Source organism: Scytonema hofmannii PCC 7110 (genome assembly GCF_000346485.2).
Classification (GTDB): Bacteria; Cyanobacteriota; Cyanobacteriia; order Cyanobacteriales; family Nostocaceae; genus Scytonema; species Scytonema hofmannii.
Window position 1 is genome coordinate 2575839 of the sequence record NZ_KQ976354.1, and the last position, 20093, is coordinate 2595931.

Here is a 20093-nt window from a genome sequence, read left to right on the forward strand (position 1 = left end):
GTTTAAAAAGCCGTTCTATGGTTGCTGATGCTGTAGCGCGAGTCACTCCTAAGTGTTCAGCTAAATCGGAAAGTGAAGCACCAGGATTGCGATCCAAAAATGCTAGCGTCCGAAATTGAGGAACGGACAATGTTGTAGAGCCTTGAGCACGCATATCTGCTCGGATTACTCTCATCACCAATGGAATTGTTTCCATTACCTTAGCAGCACATTCTTGAGAAGTTGTTTTTTGAGAAGTTTGCTTTAAACCCATCTGAATGATTAATTTTCCCTAGCACATCAATATATAATGATGCATATTTGTAACTCTACTCTAGCAATAACCGTTTCTTAATCTAAACTGTCTTAAAAATAGGGAGTAGGGAGTAGGGAGTGGGGGGAAGAAATTTTCATTCCCTCGTTGTGGGCGATTACCTCCGGTACGCTTTGCGAACGCCCATGGGGGACTGTCTTGAAAATAGGGAGTAGGGAGTAGGGAGTGGGGAGTGGGGAAAAGGTAAAGTAGCTTTGATAGACTAGGTGATGATTGAAAAATAAGTATTTTCTTCGTTTCCTTCGTGTCTATGTCAACGAGTCCATTAAACTGCCAATTGTGGGTAAAGCCGTCCGGAGATAACGGTCAAGACAACGACTGCAAAGAACAGAACACCGAAGTCTAATGCATACCCATATGTGCTTGTACCGTTTAGCAGCATCGCACCCCTTAATGCATCAACTTGATAGGTTAAGGGATTGAGGAATGAAATAACTTGTAACCATTTTGGCATCAGTGAAATAGGGTAAATGGCATTGCTGGCAAAAAACAACGGTATGGTTATTAACTGACCAATGCCTGTAAAACGTTCTCTTGATTTTACAAGACAAGCAATTATCAATGAAAAGTTTGAGAAACAGACTGCTCCCAAAACTACAATGAGTACAACTTCTAAAAGAGAAAGGGGATTAAAGTTCAATTGGACACCAAGTAGGAACGCTAGCCCGTAAATAATAATGATTTGAGGTATGCTTCGCACTCCACAGGACAAAGCTTTTCCCAATACCAAAGCTACGCGGGGAGTTGGACTGGCTAGGAATTTGTGAACCACTCCTAAGTCTTTCTCCCAAATAATTGACATCCCACCTGTAAAAGTGGGTGGTTAAAAGTACAGCAACCCAAACACTTCACCGGCTTCAACAGTGAAACTTAAGCCATTGACTGCGGTGAATTTCCCAAACTTACGAGTCAAAGCGCATACTTCCAACGCTGTGTTTTGCTCAGCTAAAGGCGGTAGCCACCGCTCTGTTCTTCCTATCAGTTCAGCCACAAATGAGATTTCCTACGTTAGTTAGTTAATCTAACAATTAGTATGGCATAGGTTTTAGTCAACGAAAAGTTGTGTTTGGTAAAATCTTCCCAAATGCCAATACGGTTCAGTTAAGAGTCGCGAGGGGAGCACCAAACCCGGTATCTCCAAGATACCGGGTTTTTAAATAACTGCTTAACTGAACTGTATTGGTCTATAACGAAACTAAATTGCTATCGCTGTCCTTTGCGAACCATACCTAGTCCATACAAGTACAACTCAGCAACACCATAGACACGCGGGGGAGGGTCTTTGGGACGAGAACGCTCTGTAAGAATACCAGCTTCGACCATGTCCTTAATGCGAAGGGCTAATGCGCCATCTTCTACATTCCATATTTCAGCTAAGCGGTTCTCATCAATAGGAGATCGTTCACCCTGAAGTCTCTCTAAAAAATTTTCTAGTTCAGGGTATTCATTACGCACTTCTGCCACACGTTGCTGGGAAACATTGGGAAAAGCATTGATCAACGCCTTTGGACGCAAAGTTATCTCTGAGCCGTATTCTGTAGAAAATTCTTTCTCAATTTTGACAGCCTCTTCTAAAAGTAATATCAAACTGCGTGGGAAACAATTCTTTTGACCGTCTGCAATACGGGTGCGAATCCAGTTATAAGTATATGCTTTATTCCCACTTCCCATCCGTTCACCCCATAACGGATACAGACTTTGACGCAATTGCTCCAGCCCAATTATATTGAGTCGCTCAACAGTAACCCCCAACTTTTGTTCTAAAGATTTTCTCAGCAAATCAGAACTTCGTAGGGCTTGGCGAAGCACTAATCGCCAGAGATCGACCTCTTCCCAACGCAGCTGAAGTGAGCGCCCACTATAATGTCCTGTATTGGTAAAGTTGAGTTGGTTCCAGATATCTTCGCGTAAAAATATTTTGGGTACAATCTGCTTTAGATTTGTGCCACTTTCTAACCACCAAGCCAGCAATGCTTCTAATGCCCGTCGGCGTCGTTCATAATCTTTTTGACTAGAACCAAAGCCAGCATCTAGTTCATCGTAAAGTAACCACACCACCTGATTATTCTGCTGCAACCATCGGTCAATTGCACGCAACTCATCAGCTGCTTGCGGTCCTGCTTGTGGCGATCGCGATCGCAAGACCAACCATGAAACAATTTGAGCATGAGACGAATTTTCTTGAGCACTCAATGTAACTAACTTTTTATCTAAATCCGTTAGTACACGTAACTCCGACTTATGACTACACAGTTGTAAAAGACCATAATTGAGCCAAAAAGATTGCCAGTCGTTTTCACCGACTTGCTGTTCATAGCTAGCCAAATCACCACTTTCTAAAATGGTTCCCGAAACTCTAGGCTGACCGTGGGCTGGAACAAAACTAATATTATTTAAATTGACATCAGACTGAGCTAATTCCTTAGCTGCGTCTGGCTTTTCTACAAATAGTCGAAATAAAAGACTTTTTCCCGTCCCCTTAGCACCACGAATTAGCCAAGTTCTATTAATTAAAAATTTAGGAAAATCTTCCGTGCGTTGAAAGATATTTGGAATATTATTTGGTTCTAATTCTTGTGCAGTTGCCGCCTGAAACCTTAACTCATTAAGAACTGTTTTTCTGTTATTAATAGTTGGAGTTATAGTTACTATCTTCGATTGAACATCTGGCAAACTAGCGTCAATAGTATCAGCCAGAGGTAGATAAGCATCTAGTAAAGTCTTGGGGACATCATTAACCAGACTAGACAAAGTTGTAATATTCGGATTGTATAGAACTTCGTAGTAAAGTTGTCCGACAGTGATTCCATTCGGTAAACCCCAGTTGTCTTCAATCCAATTTTCGACTTTATTTATCCAAATTTGATGCTGCTCAGCTGAAACGGCTGGTACAGGTGTTAATAAAAAACGTACATCTGGCTTACCTTGATATTCTTGCTGTTTACGAGCTGCCTGCACAACCCAACGCAATCCTTCAAAGCTCTGCTCAGTTGGCGAAAAACAAATAATGGCAGTGTCTGCTAAATCAAACAGTGCGATCGCACCTATATCATTAAATCCAGGACGGGCATCAATTAAAATTACATCTGGGTCTAGTTGTTTTTTAATATCTTCCATCAATTCATCAACTGCATTATGTCCAGATCTATAAAAAGATTGTATATCTAGGTCAGCTAGCCGATGAATGTAATTTTCGTTATACTCTCCTACTGATACTAAAAAAAGTTCGCCGCGAGTTTGTAAGTTTATCTGGCATATACAATCACCAATATTAGGAATATTTTCTTCAGGAGTAAGGGAGCGTTGATGTAGGTAATCTAATACTCCATACTGTTCTCCATTAGTATTTTCAATATCCTGATGCAACATAATTGAAATTCCAGGAGCTTCCAAATCAAAATCTACTATAACTACCCGACGATTGCGAGTTGCCAGTATACCTCCTACCAATCCTAAAGCTGTAGAGCGACCTACACCTCCCTTGAAAGAGTAAAAAGTAACAATCAAAGGTTTTTTCAGAGTATCTTCTTCTACTTCAGCTGACTGTTCGGGTTCTGGAGCCATTAAAATTTCTGACCATAAAGGTAACTGAATGTGTTGAAGAGGTTGATTGGTGTCTTCTTTTGGAGTTAACAATTCATAGCCAGTTATTGGATATTGTCCCAAATTCAACCCAGAGGAAAAAGATGTTAGTAAATCATCAATCTTCTTTTCACGCTCAACTAATGATTTATCTTCAAAATAGCTAGTAACAATCCTAATTTTTAGCCAACCTAGTGAAGTTCTTCTGATTTTGACCTTTGCTTTTGTATCTTCTAATGTCAATCTATCACTAAGAAACTTTTGAATATCTTGAGCTAGCGTACTGTTGTCATCTGTCATGATATCTCACCTTGTTTATCTAGCAGGAATCTATGTAAAATTTGTACTGAATCGAGGAATTTTTGGCTATCTTTTTCTTCACCACTTTTGTCTGAGTATCGTAATTCATCGTTGCGCCATAAAGATGAAACTACTTTCCATGCTTCTTTATAAGTACCAGTACGATCTAATGCTATAGTACGTTGTACTGTTGGCAAACTTTCTAACAAAAATGTTAGATTATGGAGACTTGCACCTTGGAGTCCCTTCTGAAAAATACTAGTATCTTTAAAGTTACTCTTGTTGCCCTCTTTGTTACAAATAAGGGATTTTAGAGAACATTCAATAGCATAACCACCAAGATAGATAGCACCTGTCCAACGCTTATGACTATGCAAAGCTTGAGCATCCTCAAGCCGACGACGAGAGGCACCTAGCTGGCAACGTCTATCGTAAGTATCCATTAAGTGTTATACCTTATACAAGCTTAAAAATAATGTTGTAAATATTTTAACTAATTATTTAAGTAGTTCGATTTCTAGAGCACTAGTCCAGTAGAAGATATTGACAAATCAGGCATACTGTAAGTGGGACACTCCAAAGTTTATCTTTGGAGCATTTTTAAGTTTGATAACATAATCGGCAGTTGCTCGAATCCTTGTCAGTGCTTAAAGTTCAGTTGATCGCAGGCTTGCAACCGAGCCACCATCTACCCGCCAGTTGGAGCCAAGCACAAAGCTAGATCGCTCAGAGCATAGGAAAGCAATCACCGCAGCCACCTCTTCCAATACTGCTCGGATAAGCGGAAATTAGAACCCCGGTTTCGCACTTATTTACCGGGGTTCTGAAGCCTCAACGATCATTAACCGAGCAGTATTGGGTAGACATTTACGAGCGGTGGAGTAAAACTTAAGCTACAACTTATTGGCAGAAGAGAGCGGTGAATTCTTGTCCCCTCTCCCAAAGGGAGAGGGCTAGGGTGAGGGCAAATCTTGGGGGTTTAACCCGGATTCATACATTGATTCAGCAATGCCGCATTTTGTACATTTGGGATGCTCCCAAGGCAAGTATGAATTGGAACTTTACAAACACCCTCTAAGAAGTTTTCCGAACCAGCAAAACTGACTTGATAGGTCGTTTTACAGAATTCCCTTCTAAATCAACTTTTCCAAAGAAAGTTTTACCATCATAATACAGAGAAGCAGAACTACCACCATCTAAATTCATCGCTTTTTCCGCACCCAAACTTTTCATAAAATCTGCAAGTGCAGGTAACGATATTCCAGACAGAGAAGCTTTTGGCTTTTGAGAAATCATGACCAAAATAATGCTACCGTCACGAGTAATACCCACAGCACTTCTAGCATTCAGTTGAGTACTACCCAAAGCATCGCGGGATTTGTCTGCATCGACAAAGCCCTCTTGTACCAAAGTTAAGTCAGGTAATAGCTTGGGACCACCACCTAAAGCATCAACTAACTGACAACCTACAGGCAATGGAGCGTTGTGAAAAGCAATATCATAACGGACTGTGCTATTTGCCTTAGAGTTCTCAGCTAAAGCCGTGTTGCACCCATAGCGTCTAAATTCTGTACGGTTAAAAATTTGATTGAGATAGGATTTTAAATTAGGATTGTTTACGAGGCGTTCGTTTTCTCTTGGATTGGCAACTAGCTTACCTTGTATAATAATATTTGATGTCGTTTTTTGATTGTTGGGATCGAAAAAACCACCGTTAATGGTAGCGATCGCTTGATTTTTCTGAGCAATTTTCTCGATAGTTTCTAAGTTTTGTGATACTACGGGTGTGACTACAAATTCACTCTGAGAAGGCACAAATAAAATATGGGCTTCACTCTGGTTGAGAATGCGCCTTTCATACCTTATATTTTCTTCTGCAAGAGATATTTTTGTAGGTATTGCACGTCTTAAAAGAGAATTTTCTGCGGAATCCCAAACAAGTAGCAGTAATATACCTACACTGGCTAGCATTCCGAAAAACCCCAAAACTTTTCTCATAAAATTCTCAGTAAAAAAGAAGTCATCTCCTCAATATTAAGTAAATGTTGAACAGCATTTAAAGATATTGCCTCTTTTACCATACCAAACATGGTATGTTCATTTTGGGCTAGTGTAATACCGCCTGCTTGAGAAATTGTCTGCAAGCCTTCTGCTCCATCACTCCCAATCCCAGATAATAACACTCCTGCTGTCGTTTTACCATAGTAGTCAGCGACAGATTTAAACGTAACTGTAATCGAAGGACAATGTTTCTCTCCCGGTAGAGCTTTTGAATAAATAAATGCACCTTGAGAATCCAATTCCAAATGATTTTTTTCAGGGGCAAAATAAATGGTTCCTGGTGATGGAAACTCACCCATTTCAGCAACTTTAACCCGCAATGCACACTCTGAGGACAACCATTTGAGCAATCCTGACAAAACACCTTCACCCATATGGAGGACGCAAATCACGGGTAATGGAAAATCAGACGGGAGTTGGTTGAGAATCTTTTGAATTGTTTGCAAACTCCCAGTAGAACCTCCAAGGCTGATGATTTGGACGCGAGAAGTTGCCATCAATCTCGGCGAGTCCTTTTTAGAAACAGATCCAGAAGTTGTCAATTCCGTAGAAGCAAGTTGCTTGTATTGTCGTTTGGGAACCAGTTTCATGTTAGAAAGCACTTTAATCTTGGCAATTAAAGCGGCTTTGAGTTTTTCATAGTCAGTGGGTGAATTGGTTGGAGGTTTGGGAAAAATATCTACTGCACCGGCTTGCAACAATCGGAAAACATTGTCAATGTCTGTTTTCTGCACGTAATTGCTAATCACTAAAATAGGTCGTGGATTTTCAGCCATAATGCGCCGCGTTAATTCCAGACCATCCATGTGTTCCATCAGCAAGTCCGTACAAACAACATCTGGCTGAGTTTTAATAATAACTTCCAAACCCTCTTCACCATTCCGTGCCGTGCCAACCACATCTATTTCTGATGAGGAATTTAGCATTCGTTGAAGAATCTCTAAAGCAATAGGAGAATCTTCAATTAAAACGACTTTCTTTTTCAATGAATACATTTATATTAATCCTCTCAAGATATCTAAAAATTCTCCTTGCTCAAATTGTCCTTTGGTGATGTACGCATTAGCTCCAACTTTTTTACCTTGGAGTTTGTCCTGTTCAGTTGCTAAAGTTGTGACGAGAATAACAGGCAATTCTTGATATTCTGCTAATTCGCGAATTTTCATAGTAAATTCAAACCCATCAACGTTTGGCATCTGGACATCTGAAACAACAGCATCGAATTGACTTTCACTGAGTTTTTCAAAACCGTCTTGACCATCTACAGCCACTATGACGTCATAACCAGCAGCTTCTAAAATCCGTCTCATTTGAGTACGGATAGGAACTGAATCTTCGACTAATAAAATCTTCTTTTTAATTCGTGCGATTTCTACTATTTCTTTAACTGTAATGGAGACAACTGTCTTTTTAGCTGATTTAAATAAATCTGTCGGACTCAACACCATGCAAACTTCGCCAGTCCCCAGAATGGTTGCCCCAGAAATATTACAAACTCGTTTGAGCAAACGACTTTGTGGCTTTAAAACAATTTCTTGTAACTCCAATACGGTATCTACTAGCAACCCCAAACGCTCACAACCAAGTTGTAAGATAACGCATGGAATACTTTTTAAGACAGTCGTTAATGCCTGCGTTGATGCCGGAATTTTTACGGACAAACCTAGTAAATCAGCAAGCCAACCAATAGATATGGGTTGTCCTTGAAAAGGAAAAGTCTGGCTGCCTTCAACAGCAAAGATTTCCTGAGGAGAAACCAATAGCATGGTTTCTACAAATTCAATGGGAATAGCATAGGGATTGTGGTTGACCTCTACAATTAAGACGCAAGTTGTTGCTAGTACGCTATGAATCGTAATGCGAAATAAGCAACCTCGATCGGGCGTAAATTCTACAAGTATGTTTCCCTTCAGACGCTCAACATTTGCACGTACAATATCTAAACCTACTCCTCTACCAGAAATTTCTGTCACTGAGGTGCGGGTGGAGAATCCAGACACAAAAATCAATGACTGAATTTCACCCATGGACATTCTTAAGAGTTCTTCTTCCGTGCAGATACCTCGACGGACTGCAGCCTGTTTAATAGCTTCGATATCCAAACCACGCCCATCATCTGAAACTTCTATGGTTACAGTGTTGCCAGTCTGGCTAGCCCGAATCTGAATTGTGGCTGTGGGAAGTTTGCCAGCTTGTTGGCGTTCTAAAGGTGTTTCAATACCGTGATCCACTGCATTGCGGAGGAGGTGCAACAGAGGGTCTTTCATCTCTTCTAAAATCCGCTTGTCTACACAAGTTTCTCCTCCCTCAATTTGGAGATTGACTTCTTTGCTTTGCTCCTTGGCTAAGTCCCTGACAGTACGAGGAAAGAGATTAAATATTGCTGATAATGGCACCAGTCGCACAGAAGTGATGGCTGAGTTGAGTTCATCGGATACAGCTTCAAGCTTGGTGGTGGAGTCGTTAGTTTTATTTTTCAGGTTGTTTAAATAAGTTCCTAATTGCTTGAGGCGGTTTTCCAATAAATCGTAAAACTTAAGCAGGGATTGCTGTTTTGTATCTGGTAGGTGTTGTTGTAAATCTTGAAATAACTGACGACTTGCAAAAATTTGCCGATAGACATCTTCCCATAAGGCTGTGATTTCTTCTAAATCGGCAAGTTGATCTGCAATTTGACCTTTGGTGACGACTAATTCACCTACATTAGTTAATAGTTTATCAAGTCTTTCTGATTCAACACGAATGGTGTCAATTCGGTCATCAATAAGTTCTGTTGGTTCATTGGGGTGGATTACCTGAGTGTAGACTGAGGGCTGTTCCACTCTAGTTTTGGTTAGGGTGGTATCTTGAGACTCATCTGTTGTTTCTTGAATTGCCAACCGTCTATCGTCAGGCTCAACTTTCATAAGTTGGGCTAGGACATGGAAGACGCTAACTCCCGATGGTTGTCCGGTAATGGCTTCATGAGCAATTTTACGGACAGCGTCTATTCCTTGATAAAGACAATCAAACAACTTAGGTGTCAGAACTTGTTCACTTCGCTTGACGGTTCCCAAAATTTCTTCTATTTCATGGGTTAGTGTTTCTGCATCTTTTACCCCCAACATCCGGGAATCGCCTTTGAGGGAGTGTATTTCTCGCAATAATCCCTCAAGTTTGGCATTGTCTTGTGGATTTTTCTCTAGATGTAGCAATGCTGCTTCAATCTTTTGTATGTGTTCTGCACTCGCCTCTTTGTATAGCGATCGCAACTCTTCATCTTCTATCATCATAAGTAGATCGTCACAAATAAAGCTAACTAGTCAAAACCGTCACTGGTCACTGGTCACTGGTCACTGGTTATCAAAGTACAGCCTGAAGATTTTGAGCAGCTTCGTTAAGTTCTTCGGTAGCCACTTTCACTTGAGTAATGCCTATGGCTGTTTCTTCTGCTCCTATATTGACGGCATTGATCGCAGCGACAACTTGTTGTACTGTAATTGCTTGCTGTTTGGCAGTTTGGGTAATTTGTTGGGTGTTGAGGAACACGTTGTTAACAGCATCAGCAATACTTGTGAAAGCGTCTCCCGTTTCCGCCACTAGCCTAATTCCTTGTGTTGCTTTTTTTGTACCTTCATCGGTCACCATAATTGTGGAGTTAATAGCTGCTTGAACTTCATTAACTAGAGAATTGATTCGCTCTGCTGACTTTTTACTTTGGTCGGCGAGTTTGCGAATTTCACTTGCTACAACTGCAAAACCTTTCCCTTGATCGCCTGCGCGTGCTGCTTCTACTCCTGCATTGAGAGCTAACATATTTGTTTGACTCGCCAAATCCGCCACGAGATCGGAAACGGTGGAAATTTGAGATGTTTGCTCGCTCAATCGGACAATTTGGTTGGCGATCGCAGTCACTTGATCTCGAAGTTCTGCAATCCCTTCCACTGTTAAACCCACTGTTTTTGTCCCCCCCTCAGCAAGAGTTAAGGCTTGCTTTGCTCTTTGGGCTGATACTTCTGCTTGTTCGGCAGATTGAAGTGCAGACACTCCTAATTCCTGTATTGTGTTAGTTGTTTGACCAACAGAAGCAGATTGCTCAAAAATAATCTGCTCCTGTTTGGTCACAGTGGAAGTAATATCCTTTACAGAAGATGAGACTGAATCTGAAGCTTCTTGGATTGCCTTAACAAGGGTAGACGCGAGGATATAAGCAATCACTAAAGAGATAATAACTGTGATGAATGTCCCCAATCCGGCAACAATTTGTACAATAGTCGCCGATTGTTTAATATCTTGAAGCAACACTACAACAATTCTTTCTTGCTCTCGTTCAAACTCTGTCTGCAAAGCCTCAATTTCTTCTACTAAATCTCTACTTTTTCCCTGTTGAAATATTTTGAGTGCTTCATCTTTCTTGCCAGCTTCTATCAACTTCACAATTTCTTGGGAAAATTGCTCGATTTGATTTTCCAGTTGACGAATTTTTGTCAATCTTGCTTTTTGTTGTGAAGTCAGAGAAATTTTTGCAATTGATGCAGTAGCGCTCTTATATTCAGCCAATCCTTCCTTGTAGGATGCTATCAGCGTTTCCGGGCGATCGTTAAATATCAACCAACCGCGCACGGATCTTTCAATTTTTGAAATACCTAGTGTTAAGTGAGATATTTCTTTCTGGGCATTTTTAGCTTCTTCTACTTTTTGAAAAGATGCATCTAAATTTCTATAGTTCAAGAAAGCTAACCCGTTAAGCAACATTAATAATAAAAGTGGGAAGGAGTATCCCAATATAATTCGTTCTCTCAGTTTCATTTTGGCAAACATATTTGTGTATCCTTAGGGAGTAGGGAGTAGGGAGTGGGGAGTGGGGAGTGGGGAGTGGGGAGTGGGGAATGAATGCCCAATCTAAATTTGTTCATTCACTATTAACCCTCCTTCTGTTAAGATTTTGGGTAAGTCTAGAACACAAAGAACTTTCTCTTCAAAAGGAGCAATTCCTCGAAGATACTGTACGTTGTCATCAAATGAAGTGACATTCAATGGCATTATCTCTTCATGTTTGAGAGAGACGACTTCTAAAACTCTATCCACTGGAAAGCCAGCAAGAATATCATTGACTTGAAATACAACAGCTTTAGAACCAATGTTGATGGGGGTAGTCGGAAGATTCAAAACACTGCGAATATCGACTAAGGTAATAATCTGTCCTCGCAAATTCATATTGCCGATAATATGCGTTGGACAGCAAGGAATAGGTTTCAAATTTTGAATATTGGTGAACTCTCGCACCAGTTCTAAGTCCAGACCGAAGTATTCATTGCCAAAAACAATGACTGCAAGAGAAAGATTTTGAATCTCAGATTCTGCGCCTAATGCTATGTCTTGAAGCTCTAACGTTCTTTGCTGGAAAATTGTTCTTTCTTCTAAAGTTGTATAGGGGCAATACAAGTCATAAAAGTTTGGAACTTGGATTCCCTCAAGGAGTTGATAATTAGCACGCTCATTTTGTTCTTGAAGAGCTTTTTTTCTGGTATCTAACTCACTTTCTAAATCCCAAATTAAAGTGAGTAAGAAATCTGGCTGACGGACTAATTTCTGAGAATTTAGCAACCAAACTGTTTCTGACTCTACCTGGATGAATCCAGTTATAAATGAGAGATCGTTAACAGAGAAATTTCCCTGCAGTCCTGGTGTTTCAATGACATCATCATCTAGTTCTATCATTTCAGAAATTTCGTGAACTACCATGCCAATTTGCAAGTTTTCCCACTGGATGATGATGATATAATCGCTTACATGGCAATCTTGTAGGGAAGAACCTAAAAGTAAATCAAGATGTAAGACTGGAATAAGTTGCTGTTTTAAATAAAAGACTCCAATAAGATCGATGTTGGCATCAGTAATGGGTATGAGTTCCGGAAGCAGGACAATTTCTTGAATAAATTCTGCTTCAATCCCGTATAGTGAATTATGTAGGCGAAATGTTAGATATTTATGACTCCGATACATAAAAAATACCATTTTAAAAAATATAAAAAATGTTTTTTTCAAGACGCTCTATTGTGCATCTCTCTCTATATACGAATGGATGGCAAATACTTGTTTAATTAATTTAATGACAAGACTAAATAGTGATATAAAATTCATGTCGAATGAGTTTTTGAGGTTATTTTGATTTGCCTTTTAAAAAATTTTGCTGGATGTTGTTTGACTTTGAAATCCTAAAGTACGCAAACGCGATTCACGAGAGATCGCTTCAGCATGTTTTTTTTCCTTAACACATTGAGCCACAATTTTCAGTAAAGCTTCTGGTTCAAATGGTTTTGTTAAATAATGAGTAGTACCTGCGATTTGACCTCGAAGTTTATCAGAAAATTTATCTCGTGCCGTAACCATAACAATAGGTAATTGCTTGAATTTAGGAATACTGCGAACTGTACGGCAAAACTCTAAGCCATCAATTTCTGGCATGGTCACATCCAACAGCAACAGTATAATTGGATGGGTATTCATCAGTTTCAAAGCATCTACGGCGTTGCTTGCAGAGAAAACTTGATAGTCTTTAACCAAAGCTCGCTTGATGAGAGCTTGTACAACTGGGCTGTCATCAACACTCAAAACAATGGGACGTTCTTGCTCTACAGCAACGGGAACGTCTGAAGTCAACACTTGAGTTTGGGATGGCGTTAGGAACGTGTTTTCCCTTATGGAAAGCAAATTCGAGGTTGACCAAACTTTGTAGTACTGGGCTAGTTCCAGTGGATCTTGGTCTAATTCTTCAGCAATCTCTATGAGCGATCGCTTACCATTTACCTTCTCAAGCAAGTGTTGCTGTTTGCTATTTTCTATCATGGTTCGCCAACGACCAGATAAAATCTGAGGAACAGCCTCCATACTGGGGACAATCGGAGCTAGAGCATCCCACTTTTTTTGGCGATCGCCAACCTCTTGAAGAAGCATATACCAGTTCAACTTGTGACCGTCGAGTCCATAACTGAGGTCAATCTGTACTGTATTGTCAACCTCCAACTGTCCGGGAAATGTGTTGGTCTGCTCCAAGACCTGCGCGACTTGAGTGCGGACAAATGCTTCAATATCCTCCCATTTGAACACTCGTATCCGAACGATATGTTCTAACAGTTCTCGAAAAGATGATGGATTTTGTAGCTTCTGCGCGGCGTATCTGACAGCCGTATCCGCCCAGCTACTACTGCACTTTACCCCAATTTGTCTGGCAAATTCTTGATTGGTGAGAACTTTCATCCCGCCGTAAACAATCTCGCCATTGTTGAAAACTAAAACACGAGTTCTAGGTTGTCGATCCGGATGAACGAATGCGCTAATGTCAATCAAGCCACTCGCACCCCTACATCGCTGCTCTTCAAGGAGATCCTGTAATTGCCCAGCTTGATATTGTATTTTTCTTAACATTGTCTAACTCAAACTAGCAGGTATATTTTTATACATTATTTGTAACGCGGTTCGTCGGAACACGAGTTGCGTACAATTTTGTAGAGAACCTGCCTGAGCGATAAGCTGGGTACAGCTTGCGCTTCGCGACGCACAAACGTTGCGACAATGCCAGATGTTTGAAGTGGAGTAAAAGACATAAACTGATACCTACCAATTCTATTTATCGGGATAAGCTTTGCAAATCTGGCTTTTTCTAGATGAGAAGAAAAATAATTAACTGCGTATACTAATAACAGTGTATTTAATACTACTTTCTTCTTGACCCGAATCACCTTATTTACTTAGCTTTACTAGAGAAATATATGGTAGATACACCAGAACTAAGTTGTATTTTATTGTAACAATTGAGATGCAACCACTTTAGACTTCTTAACAAAGGCTTCCTTTACAACTATCGTCTTTCTATATTCTTCGATTATAAAGACCAGTTATGCATAAAACTTTACTGCTCCGATCTCGCATATCCAAAGTTACCAGACAAAATGCCAAAAAGCAAGGATGAAGCTCACTGGTCACTGGTCACTGGTCACTGGTCACTGGTCACTGGTCACTGCAGAAACCATAGGAAACCCAATCGCGTCAAAAAAAGAAAAATATAGTGTGGACTTGATAGCTTGAAAACACGCTCTCATTACTGGCATCTCATACCATATATCCGACCCCAATGGCAAACAATCCTCAAAGGATTTGTTGGCATTTTAGGATATGTAATGGCAACCTTAGCACTCATCACTCTTGTCAAGGAATTGTCAAATGCCTTTGGCAAAGGAAACGTTATTGCAATTGCCGAGATTCTAGGCATCTTAGGTGGTGTATTTCTTGTTAGGGGCTTTTTTCAGTCCGTGCAAGATATTTACATGGCAAAAGCTGCTCTGAGAGTCGCTTTTCATCTCCGCAAGCAAGTTTACACCCATCTCCAAAAGTTAAATTTTAGCTATTTTGAAACAGCAAAAGCAGGTGATTTATCTTACCGTCTCACTGAAGATATCGATCGGGTTGGAGAAGTCGTACACAAGCTTTTTCACGACTTTATTCCCTGCTTTTTGCAATTGATAGCCATCCCCATATACATGATTTACCTCAACTGGCAACTCACACTCACTACAGTGATTGTTGCACCGTTGATGGGTCTTTTAATTGGATGGTTTGGCGAAAGGTTGCGGTTGTTCTCCCTCAAAAGCCAAAATCATGTTTCAGATTTGTCATCTATACTGACTGAAGTTTTGAGCGGTATCCGTATAGTCCAGGCTTTTGCAGCCGAAGATTATGAAATTGCCCGTTTTAGCCGCGAAGCCGAACGTGCTTTAAAAGCAAAATACTCTACCGAACAGCTCAAAGCCATTCAAATTCCCATTGTTGGTTTTTTACAAGCAGTGAGTTTTTTACTGCTTTTGTTGTTTGCAGCATGGCAGATCGATCGCGGTAACTTGACTGTAGCAGAGTTTTTCAGTTTTCTAGCAGCAGCTGCATCCTTAATCGATCCGATAAGTCACACAACCAACAATTACAACGAGTTTAAACAAGGTGAGGCGTCGGTTGACCGTGTTTTTGAGTTATTAGCTATTCAACCAACGGTGGTAGAAAAACCAGATGCTATTCTACTTCCAACTGTTACCGGAAAGGTAGAGTATCGTCACGTGTCCTTCGCCTATAAATCCGGCGAACCCGTATTAAAAGATATTAGTTTATTAGCAATGCCAGGAGAAGCCATTGCCCTAGTAGGTGCTTCTGGATCAGGTAAAACAACTTTTGTCAACCTCTTACCTCGCTTCTACGATCCAAACGCAGGTCAAATCTTGATTGATGGTGTTGATATCCGAGATGTGACACTGCACGGTTTGCGACGGCAAATTGGGATTGTTCCTCAAGAAACTATCATGTTTTCTGGAACTATTGCTCAAAATATCGCTTTTGGGCAAGATTCGTTTGATATGGCATCTGTTGAGAAAGCAGCTAAAATTGCCAATGCCCATCAATTTATTACTCAATTACCAGATGGTTACTACACCTGGCTTGGGGAACGAGGTGTCAATTTATCAGGCGGACAGAGGCAAAGAATTGCGATCGCACGTGCTGTCCTCCTCAATCCTAGAATACTGATTTTAGATGAAGCGACATCTGCCTTAGATTCTGAGTCAGAAGCTTTAGTACAAGAAGCATTAGAAAGACTTATGGAGGGGCGCACCGTGTTTATTATCGCCCATCGTTTCAGTACAGTACGAAGGTGCGATCGTATTTTAGTTCTCGAACGGGGAGAAATAGTGGAGTCGGGAACTCACGAGGAATTGTTGACGTTTGAAAACCGTTATGCACGTTTTTATTCACAGCAGTTTAGCGTGAAATAATTTAGCTTTAGGGACTTCCAAATAAAAAAATCTTCCAAAACTTCGTGGTGCGGGCGTCTCCGCCCGCCACTAATCTAGAACGGGCGGGGACGCCCGTCCCACAATCACCGGATAATTTATGTCTTGAAAATCCCTTATGATTGGAATCTTGCTTGTTAAACTGAAAAGAACCAAAACGCTTACAATTTCAAAGACTGATGAAATTCAATGTAACGCTTGACCGTGACGAAGATGGAGTTTGGATTGTAGAATGTCCCAGTATTCCTGGTTGTGTCAGTCAGGGACAGACAAAAGAAGAAGCTGTGGAAAATATCAAAGATGCGATCGCAGCTTGCTTACAAGTTCGTGCAGAACTTGGTTTACCACTTACTACCGATACAGTAGTTAAAATGGGGCAAAAAACCCCGTTTCTCTCTGTACTCAAGCTTGATATCTCCTATGCTCAACTCTAAGAAACCGGGTTTTTGGGATTACTGTACTGATGCTCTAGTATGCCAAAACTAACTTCAGGTGCAACCAAACTCTACAAAAGGAGTTTTTCGATGAAAATGTTGTTTCCTATCAACTTTAATCAATTAATAAAACTACAAGCTTTAGCTTTTATATGTATCTCTTTTCTTTTTGGTTTTCTAGTCATTAAAAATTTCTCAACTCCCTTGACAGGGTGGACTGGGCTTGGACCGTGGGGTGGGGTTAACTATGACTATGTAGAAATTCAGGAATATTCAGGATTTTATTTAGCTAAAAATTTAAGCTTTAATCCGTTTCCTCAAATTCATTTTTTAACCAATCAATCTTTTTATCCCTATGGAACAAACAGTATATTTCAACCTTGGGTCTTTGAAAAAGATATTTTTTATGCTATTTTACACTCATTTTTTGGGACTGGTCCTTGGTTGCAAATTTATTATTTAATAACTGTATTAATAACAGCATTAGGAACTTTTGTATTGTTATTAAAGGATTATGGTTTTACCCGCGCTAATGGAGCGGGATTCCTGGTTTCTTTTTGTAATTTTTATGCTATCTTAAAATATCCACATCACTTGAATATTTCTGTCGTTCACTGGACTACCCTGAGCTTAATCGCTGACTTTCTTATAGTCAAAAGAGTTGCTTTAAGGCAACATATATCTCTAAGACTCATTTTACTCAGGGCTTGCTTGCTGTTCCTTTCTTTTGGTCAGGATTTAGGATATATTGCTGGCTATGCCTTAATGTCTTTCACGGTATCGATTCTCTTTATTAGCGCGATCGCCTGCTATAGATATTTTAAGGAGAATTCAAAATTCCTTGATTTCTTTCAAAAAAAGATAGAACTCTATCAAAATGATTTTTTTGCTTCTTATCATATCTGTTTAATTTTGCTAAGCTTAACTTTTATTGCTGCTTATATCTATCTTCCTTTGAGTTTTCAAATTGTAAAAGAAGCTAAAAGTTTTGATTTCAATGGAGTCAATTTTGGAGCTTGGTGGACTAATCCTTTGAGGTTGCTTATTCCATATTTTCCAATTATAAATAATCCAAAAAAAAGCTTTGAAGACATTTTCATTGATTCACCAGAAGCTATAGGTGCTGGTAGCCCTGGATGGTTTTTCGTAATTATTGGAACTTTGGGATTGTGGCAAGCACGCAAACAAATTATTATCTTTATTCCCCTGATATTAATATTTCTACTTTGCCTCCTTTATCATCCATCACTATTTCCAACACTCAAAATATTTCCCTGGTTTACCTTTAATCGTGTAGGAGGTCGCAGCACCATTATTTATCCAGTCATACTTTGTCTTTTTGCCTTACATCTTAACTTGAATTGGCTGCGTCCATCTAAACGGCAGTTACTTTCAGGAATTTTAGTGATTTTGGGATGCATTGAAGTTTTTACTGCTTACTCCTTTAAGGTAGACTATCAACCCTACTTACTTGACAAAAGTTTTTTTACTTACATGAATTATGTTAAGAAACAGCCAGGAGAAGCAGTTTTAGATTGGCCTTTCTGCATTATAGGAGCTGGAGCAAAAAGTATATGCCCATATTATTCATTCAACAGTGGAATTTTTACACTCAGAAGGTTTCATGAGAAAAAAGTCATGGGACAATACTTTGGGCGTTTACATCCTTCCCAAGTTGAGCCTTTTTTTGAAGCTGGTTGGGATAAACTGTTTTTCCCTGACAGTACAAACTCTCGTCAATCACGTTGCTTCCGCCCAGATGAGTGGTCTTTCTTTACAGATTTTTATAAGTTCAATGACTTTGCTGGAATTAATCTCTATACAGAGCGATTCCCACAAGAATGTGTTAACGAGTTCTACACGCGTTTTGGTACTCCTACCGTAGAAACTGTCATACCTGGATCTGGTAGGGTAAAATTTATTCCAAAATCTCCTATGTTAAGAAATCAAGTTAACTCTGCTTTAGGTACAAGCCTTAAGTTTGAACCTAAACTTACGCACAAATAGATACGTGTGTTTATCTGATTGATTTGATGCTATCAATTTGCTTGGCAAACAAATCAGTAAAAATGCTCATGACTGTGCGATCGCGTACCTTAATATTTGCACTGATTGACATTCCTGATTGAATTGCTACATCTCGATTCTTAATAGTCAGAGATTGACTTTCTAAGCGGATTTTCGCAGGAAAACTATAATAAGGACGGATTTGGTCAGGTGGTAGAGCATCAGAACCAATCCAAACAATTTCACCTTTAATATCACCAAATTCACTAAAGGGAAAAGAGTCTACCCTAACATCTACTTTCATACCCTGTTTAATAAAACCAATATCTTGATTAGTGATATAAACCTTAGCCGTCAGATCTTCACTTGGAACAATTTTGAGAACTGCTTGACTGGTATTGGTCACAAAACCAGGATTGCGAGCTTGTAAATCAAAAACAATTCCATCGGCTGGAGCACGAAGTTCTTGATATTGTAAATTCAATTTTGTTTGACTAATTTGACTTTCTATTTCACTAACTCGCTTCTCATTTTCCAAAATAGCTTTATTCAATTCGCTATCGATTTGAGCTATTTGTTTGTTATTATCAGCCATTTTAGTGAGCAAATCCTTTTTAGCCGCAACAATGGTATTCCGGAGTTTTTCTCTGGATTGAGCAATGGCATACCGCAAACGTGCTTGCTCTTGTGTTAGCTGTTGGACATCAGCTTGGCGAGTGCGGAATTGCTCTTGCTGTCTGAGATATTGTAGGCGAGCAATAGCCCCTTCTTCAACTAGAGGCTCAATATTGTTGAGAATAGTTTGATTGACTTGTTGAATATCTTGAGCAGAAGCTAACTGAACTTGGTTTTCACTGAATCGTTTTTGTAATTGTTCGGTTTCAAATTGGTCAGATGCAATTCGAGTCTCTAATTCTGCTTTGCTAAACTCCAAACGAGCTTCTTCCTCTGGGGAAAATGTAATGCTTTGCTCTGTCCCATTCAGTTGACTGCGGTAAAGCCGATTTTCTGCTATTAACGCTGTACGGCTTTGAGTTAGAGAAGCCAACTCAAAGGGTAATTTGACTTGTTGAAATAATTGTGACTTCTCTAAGGAAGGATTTTTCCCAGTAAGTTGGACACGGTAAAACTGATTCTCTTGAATTAATGCAGTGCGAATTTTTATTAGAGAGATTAACTGAGCTTGCAGTGCTGTTGCATCTAGTCTTAAAAGCAAGTCACCACGGCGTACTCTTTGCCCATCCCTAACAAAGACAGCTTTGACAACTCCAGAGACAGGGGTTTGTACTTCTTTTACTTTTCCTTGAGGTTCTAGCATTCCTTGAGTAGGAATAGCTTCCTCGATTTTGGCAAAGTTAGCCCAAATTAATACTAAGGAAGTCACTCCTACAATACCCCAAAGGATTGCTCGTGACCAAAAAGGTGACTGTCGTAAAACAACATAGCGAGCAAATTTGTTATCTTCCTTAGGCGTTTTTATAGGTACTTTAACTTCAGGTTCAAGTATCCTTGGTGCTGTCAGTGGTTTTTGATCGAATTGAATGGAATTGTTCATGGTTAGTTGATAGTTGTTAGTTGTTGGTT

General features: G+C 39.8%; 15 protein-coding genes and 2 pseudogenes. 3 read left to right on the plus strand and 14 right to left on the minus strand.

Features of this window, described 5'->3' with window-relative positions:
- The 13 genes and pseudogenes from WA1_RS59640 to WA1_RS56840 form a co-directional block, all read right to left on the minus strand.
- Positions 1–253: pseudogene (locus WA1_RS59640) on the minus strand (MarR family winged helix-turn-helix transcriptional regulator); the annotation flags it as partial.
- A 325-nt stretch (positions 254–578) separates the two neighbouring features.
- A pseudogene (locus WA1_RS11095) lies at positions 579–1127 on the minus strand (ABC transporter permease); the annotation flags it as partial.
- 9 nt (positions 1128–1136) lie between these two features.
- Complete coding sequence (locus tag WA1_RS59645; RefSeq protein ID WP_017748407.1) at positions 1137–1304, minus strand: hypothetical protein; 168 nt, start codon at positions 1302–1304, stop codon at positions 1137–1139.
- Positions 1305–1516: 212 nt separating this feature from the next.
- The gene (locus tag WA1_RS11100; protein WP_066612836.1) at positions 1517–4195 is read right to left on the minus strand and encodes a tyrosine-protein kinase family protein; all 2679 of its coding nucleotides are present in this window, start codon (positions 4193–4195) and stop codon (positions 1517–1519) included.
- Entirely contained in the window at positions 4192–4638 is a 447-nt protein-coding gene (locus tag WA1_RS11105; RefSeq protein WP_017748405.1) for a hypothetical protein, read from the minus strand. Before WA1_RS11105 ends, WA1_RS11100 begins: the two co-directional genes overlap by 4 nt.
- A 204-nt stretch (positions 4639–4842) precedes the next feature.
- Positions 4843–4953 (minus strand): hypothetical protein, encoded by a 111-nt coding sequence (locus tag WA1_RS61650; RefSeq protein WP_419183588.1) that lies wholly within the window; start codon positions 4951–4953, stop codon positions 4843–4845.
- Positions 4954–5269: 316 nt separating this feature from the next.
- Positions 5270–6193 carry a phosphodiester glycosidase family protein gene (locus WA1_RS11110; protein WP_017748404.1) on the minus strand — a complete coding sequence of 308 codons (924 nt, stop codon included), beginning with the start codon at positions 6191–6193 and terminating at the stop codon, positions 5270–5272.
- Complete coding sequence (locus WA1_RS11115; protein ID WP_017748403.1) at positions 6190–7251, minus strand: chemotaxis protein CheB; 1062 nt, start codon at positions 7249–7251, stop codon at positions 6190–6192. Before WA1_RS11115 ends, WA1_RS11110 begins: the two co-directional genes overlap by 4 nt.
- Positions 7252–9528, minus strand: coding sequence for a hybrid sensor histidine kinase/response regulator (locus WA1_RS11120; RefSeq protein WP_017748402.1), 2277 nt, complete (start codon positions 9526–9528; stop codon positions 7252–7254).
- Positions 9529–9598: 70 nt separating this feature from the next.
- The gene (locus WA1_RS11125) at positions 9599–11056 is read right to left on the minus strand and encodes a methyl-accepting chemotaxis protein (RefSeq protein ID WP_017748401.1); all 1458 of its coding nucleotides are present in this window, start codon (positions 11054–11056) and stop codon (positions 9599–9601) included.
- 81 nt (positions 11057–11137) lie between these two features.
- Positions 11138–12241 carry a chemotaxis protein CheW gene (locus WA1_RS11130; protein WP_017748400.1) on the minus strand — a complete coding sequence of 368 codons (1104 nt, stop codon included), beginning with the start codon at positions 12239–12241 and terminating at the stop codon, positions 11138–11140.
- A 174-nt stretch (positions 12242–12415) separates the two neighbouring features.
- Positions 12416–13663 (minus strand): response regulator, encoded by a 1248-nt coding sequence (locus WA1_RS11135; protein WP_017748399.1) that lies wholly within the window; start codon positions 13661–13663, stop codon positions 12416–12418.
- A gap of 35 nt (positions 13664–13698) precedes the next feature.
- On the minus strand, positions 13699–13842 hold the full coding sequence (locus tag WA1_RS56840) for a hypothetical protein (RefSeq protein WP_158516626.1): 144 nt from the start codon (positions 13840–13842) through the stop codon (positions 13699–13701).
- 477 nt (positions 13843–14319) lie between these two features.
- Here WA1_RS56840 and WA1_RS11140 point away from each other — a divergent pair, with 477 nt between their 5' ends.
- The 3 genes from WA1_RS11140 (at position 14320) to WA1_RS11150 (ending at position 18509) form a co-directional block, all read left to right on the plus strand.
- Positions 14320–16050, plus strand: coding sequence for an ABC transporter ATP-binding protein (locus WA1_RS11140; RefSeq protein WP_017748397.1), 1731 nt, complete (start codon positions 14320–14322; stop codon positions 16048–16050).
- A 197-nt stretch (positions 16051–16247) separates the two neighbouring features.
- Complete coding sequence (locus tag WA1_RS11145) at positions 16248–16502, plus strand: type II toxin-antitoxin system HicB family antitoxin (RefSeq protein WP_017748396.1); 255 nt, start codon at positions 16248–16250, stop codon at positions 16500–16502.
- Positions 16503–16592: 90 nt separating this feature from the next.
- Positions 16593–18509, plus strand: coding sequence for a hypothetical protein (locus WA1_RS11150; protein WP_017748395.1), 1917 nt, complete (start codon positions 16593–16595; stop codon positions 18507–18509).
- A 10-nt stretch (positions 18510–18519) separates the two neighbouring features.
- On the opposite strand, the gene WA1_RS11155 is transcribed toward WA1_RS11150, so the two are convergent.
- Positions 18520–20064 carry a beta-barrel domain-containing protein gene (locus WA1_RS11155; protein WP_017748394.1) on the minus strand — a complete coding sequence of 515 codons (1545 nt, stop codon included), beginning with the start codon at positions 20062–20064 and terminating at the stop codon, positions 18520–18522.
- Positions 20065–20093 lie beyond the last annotated feature (29 nt).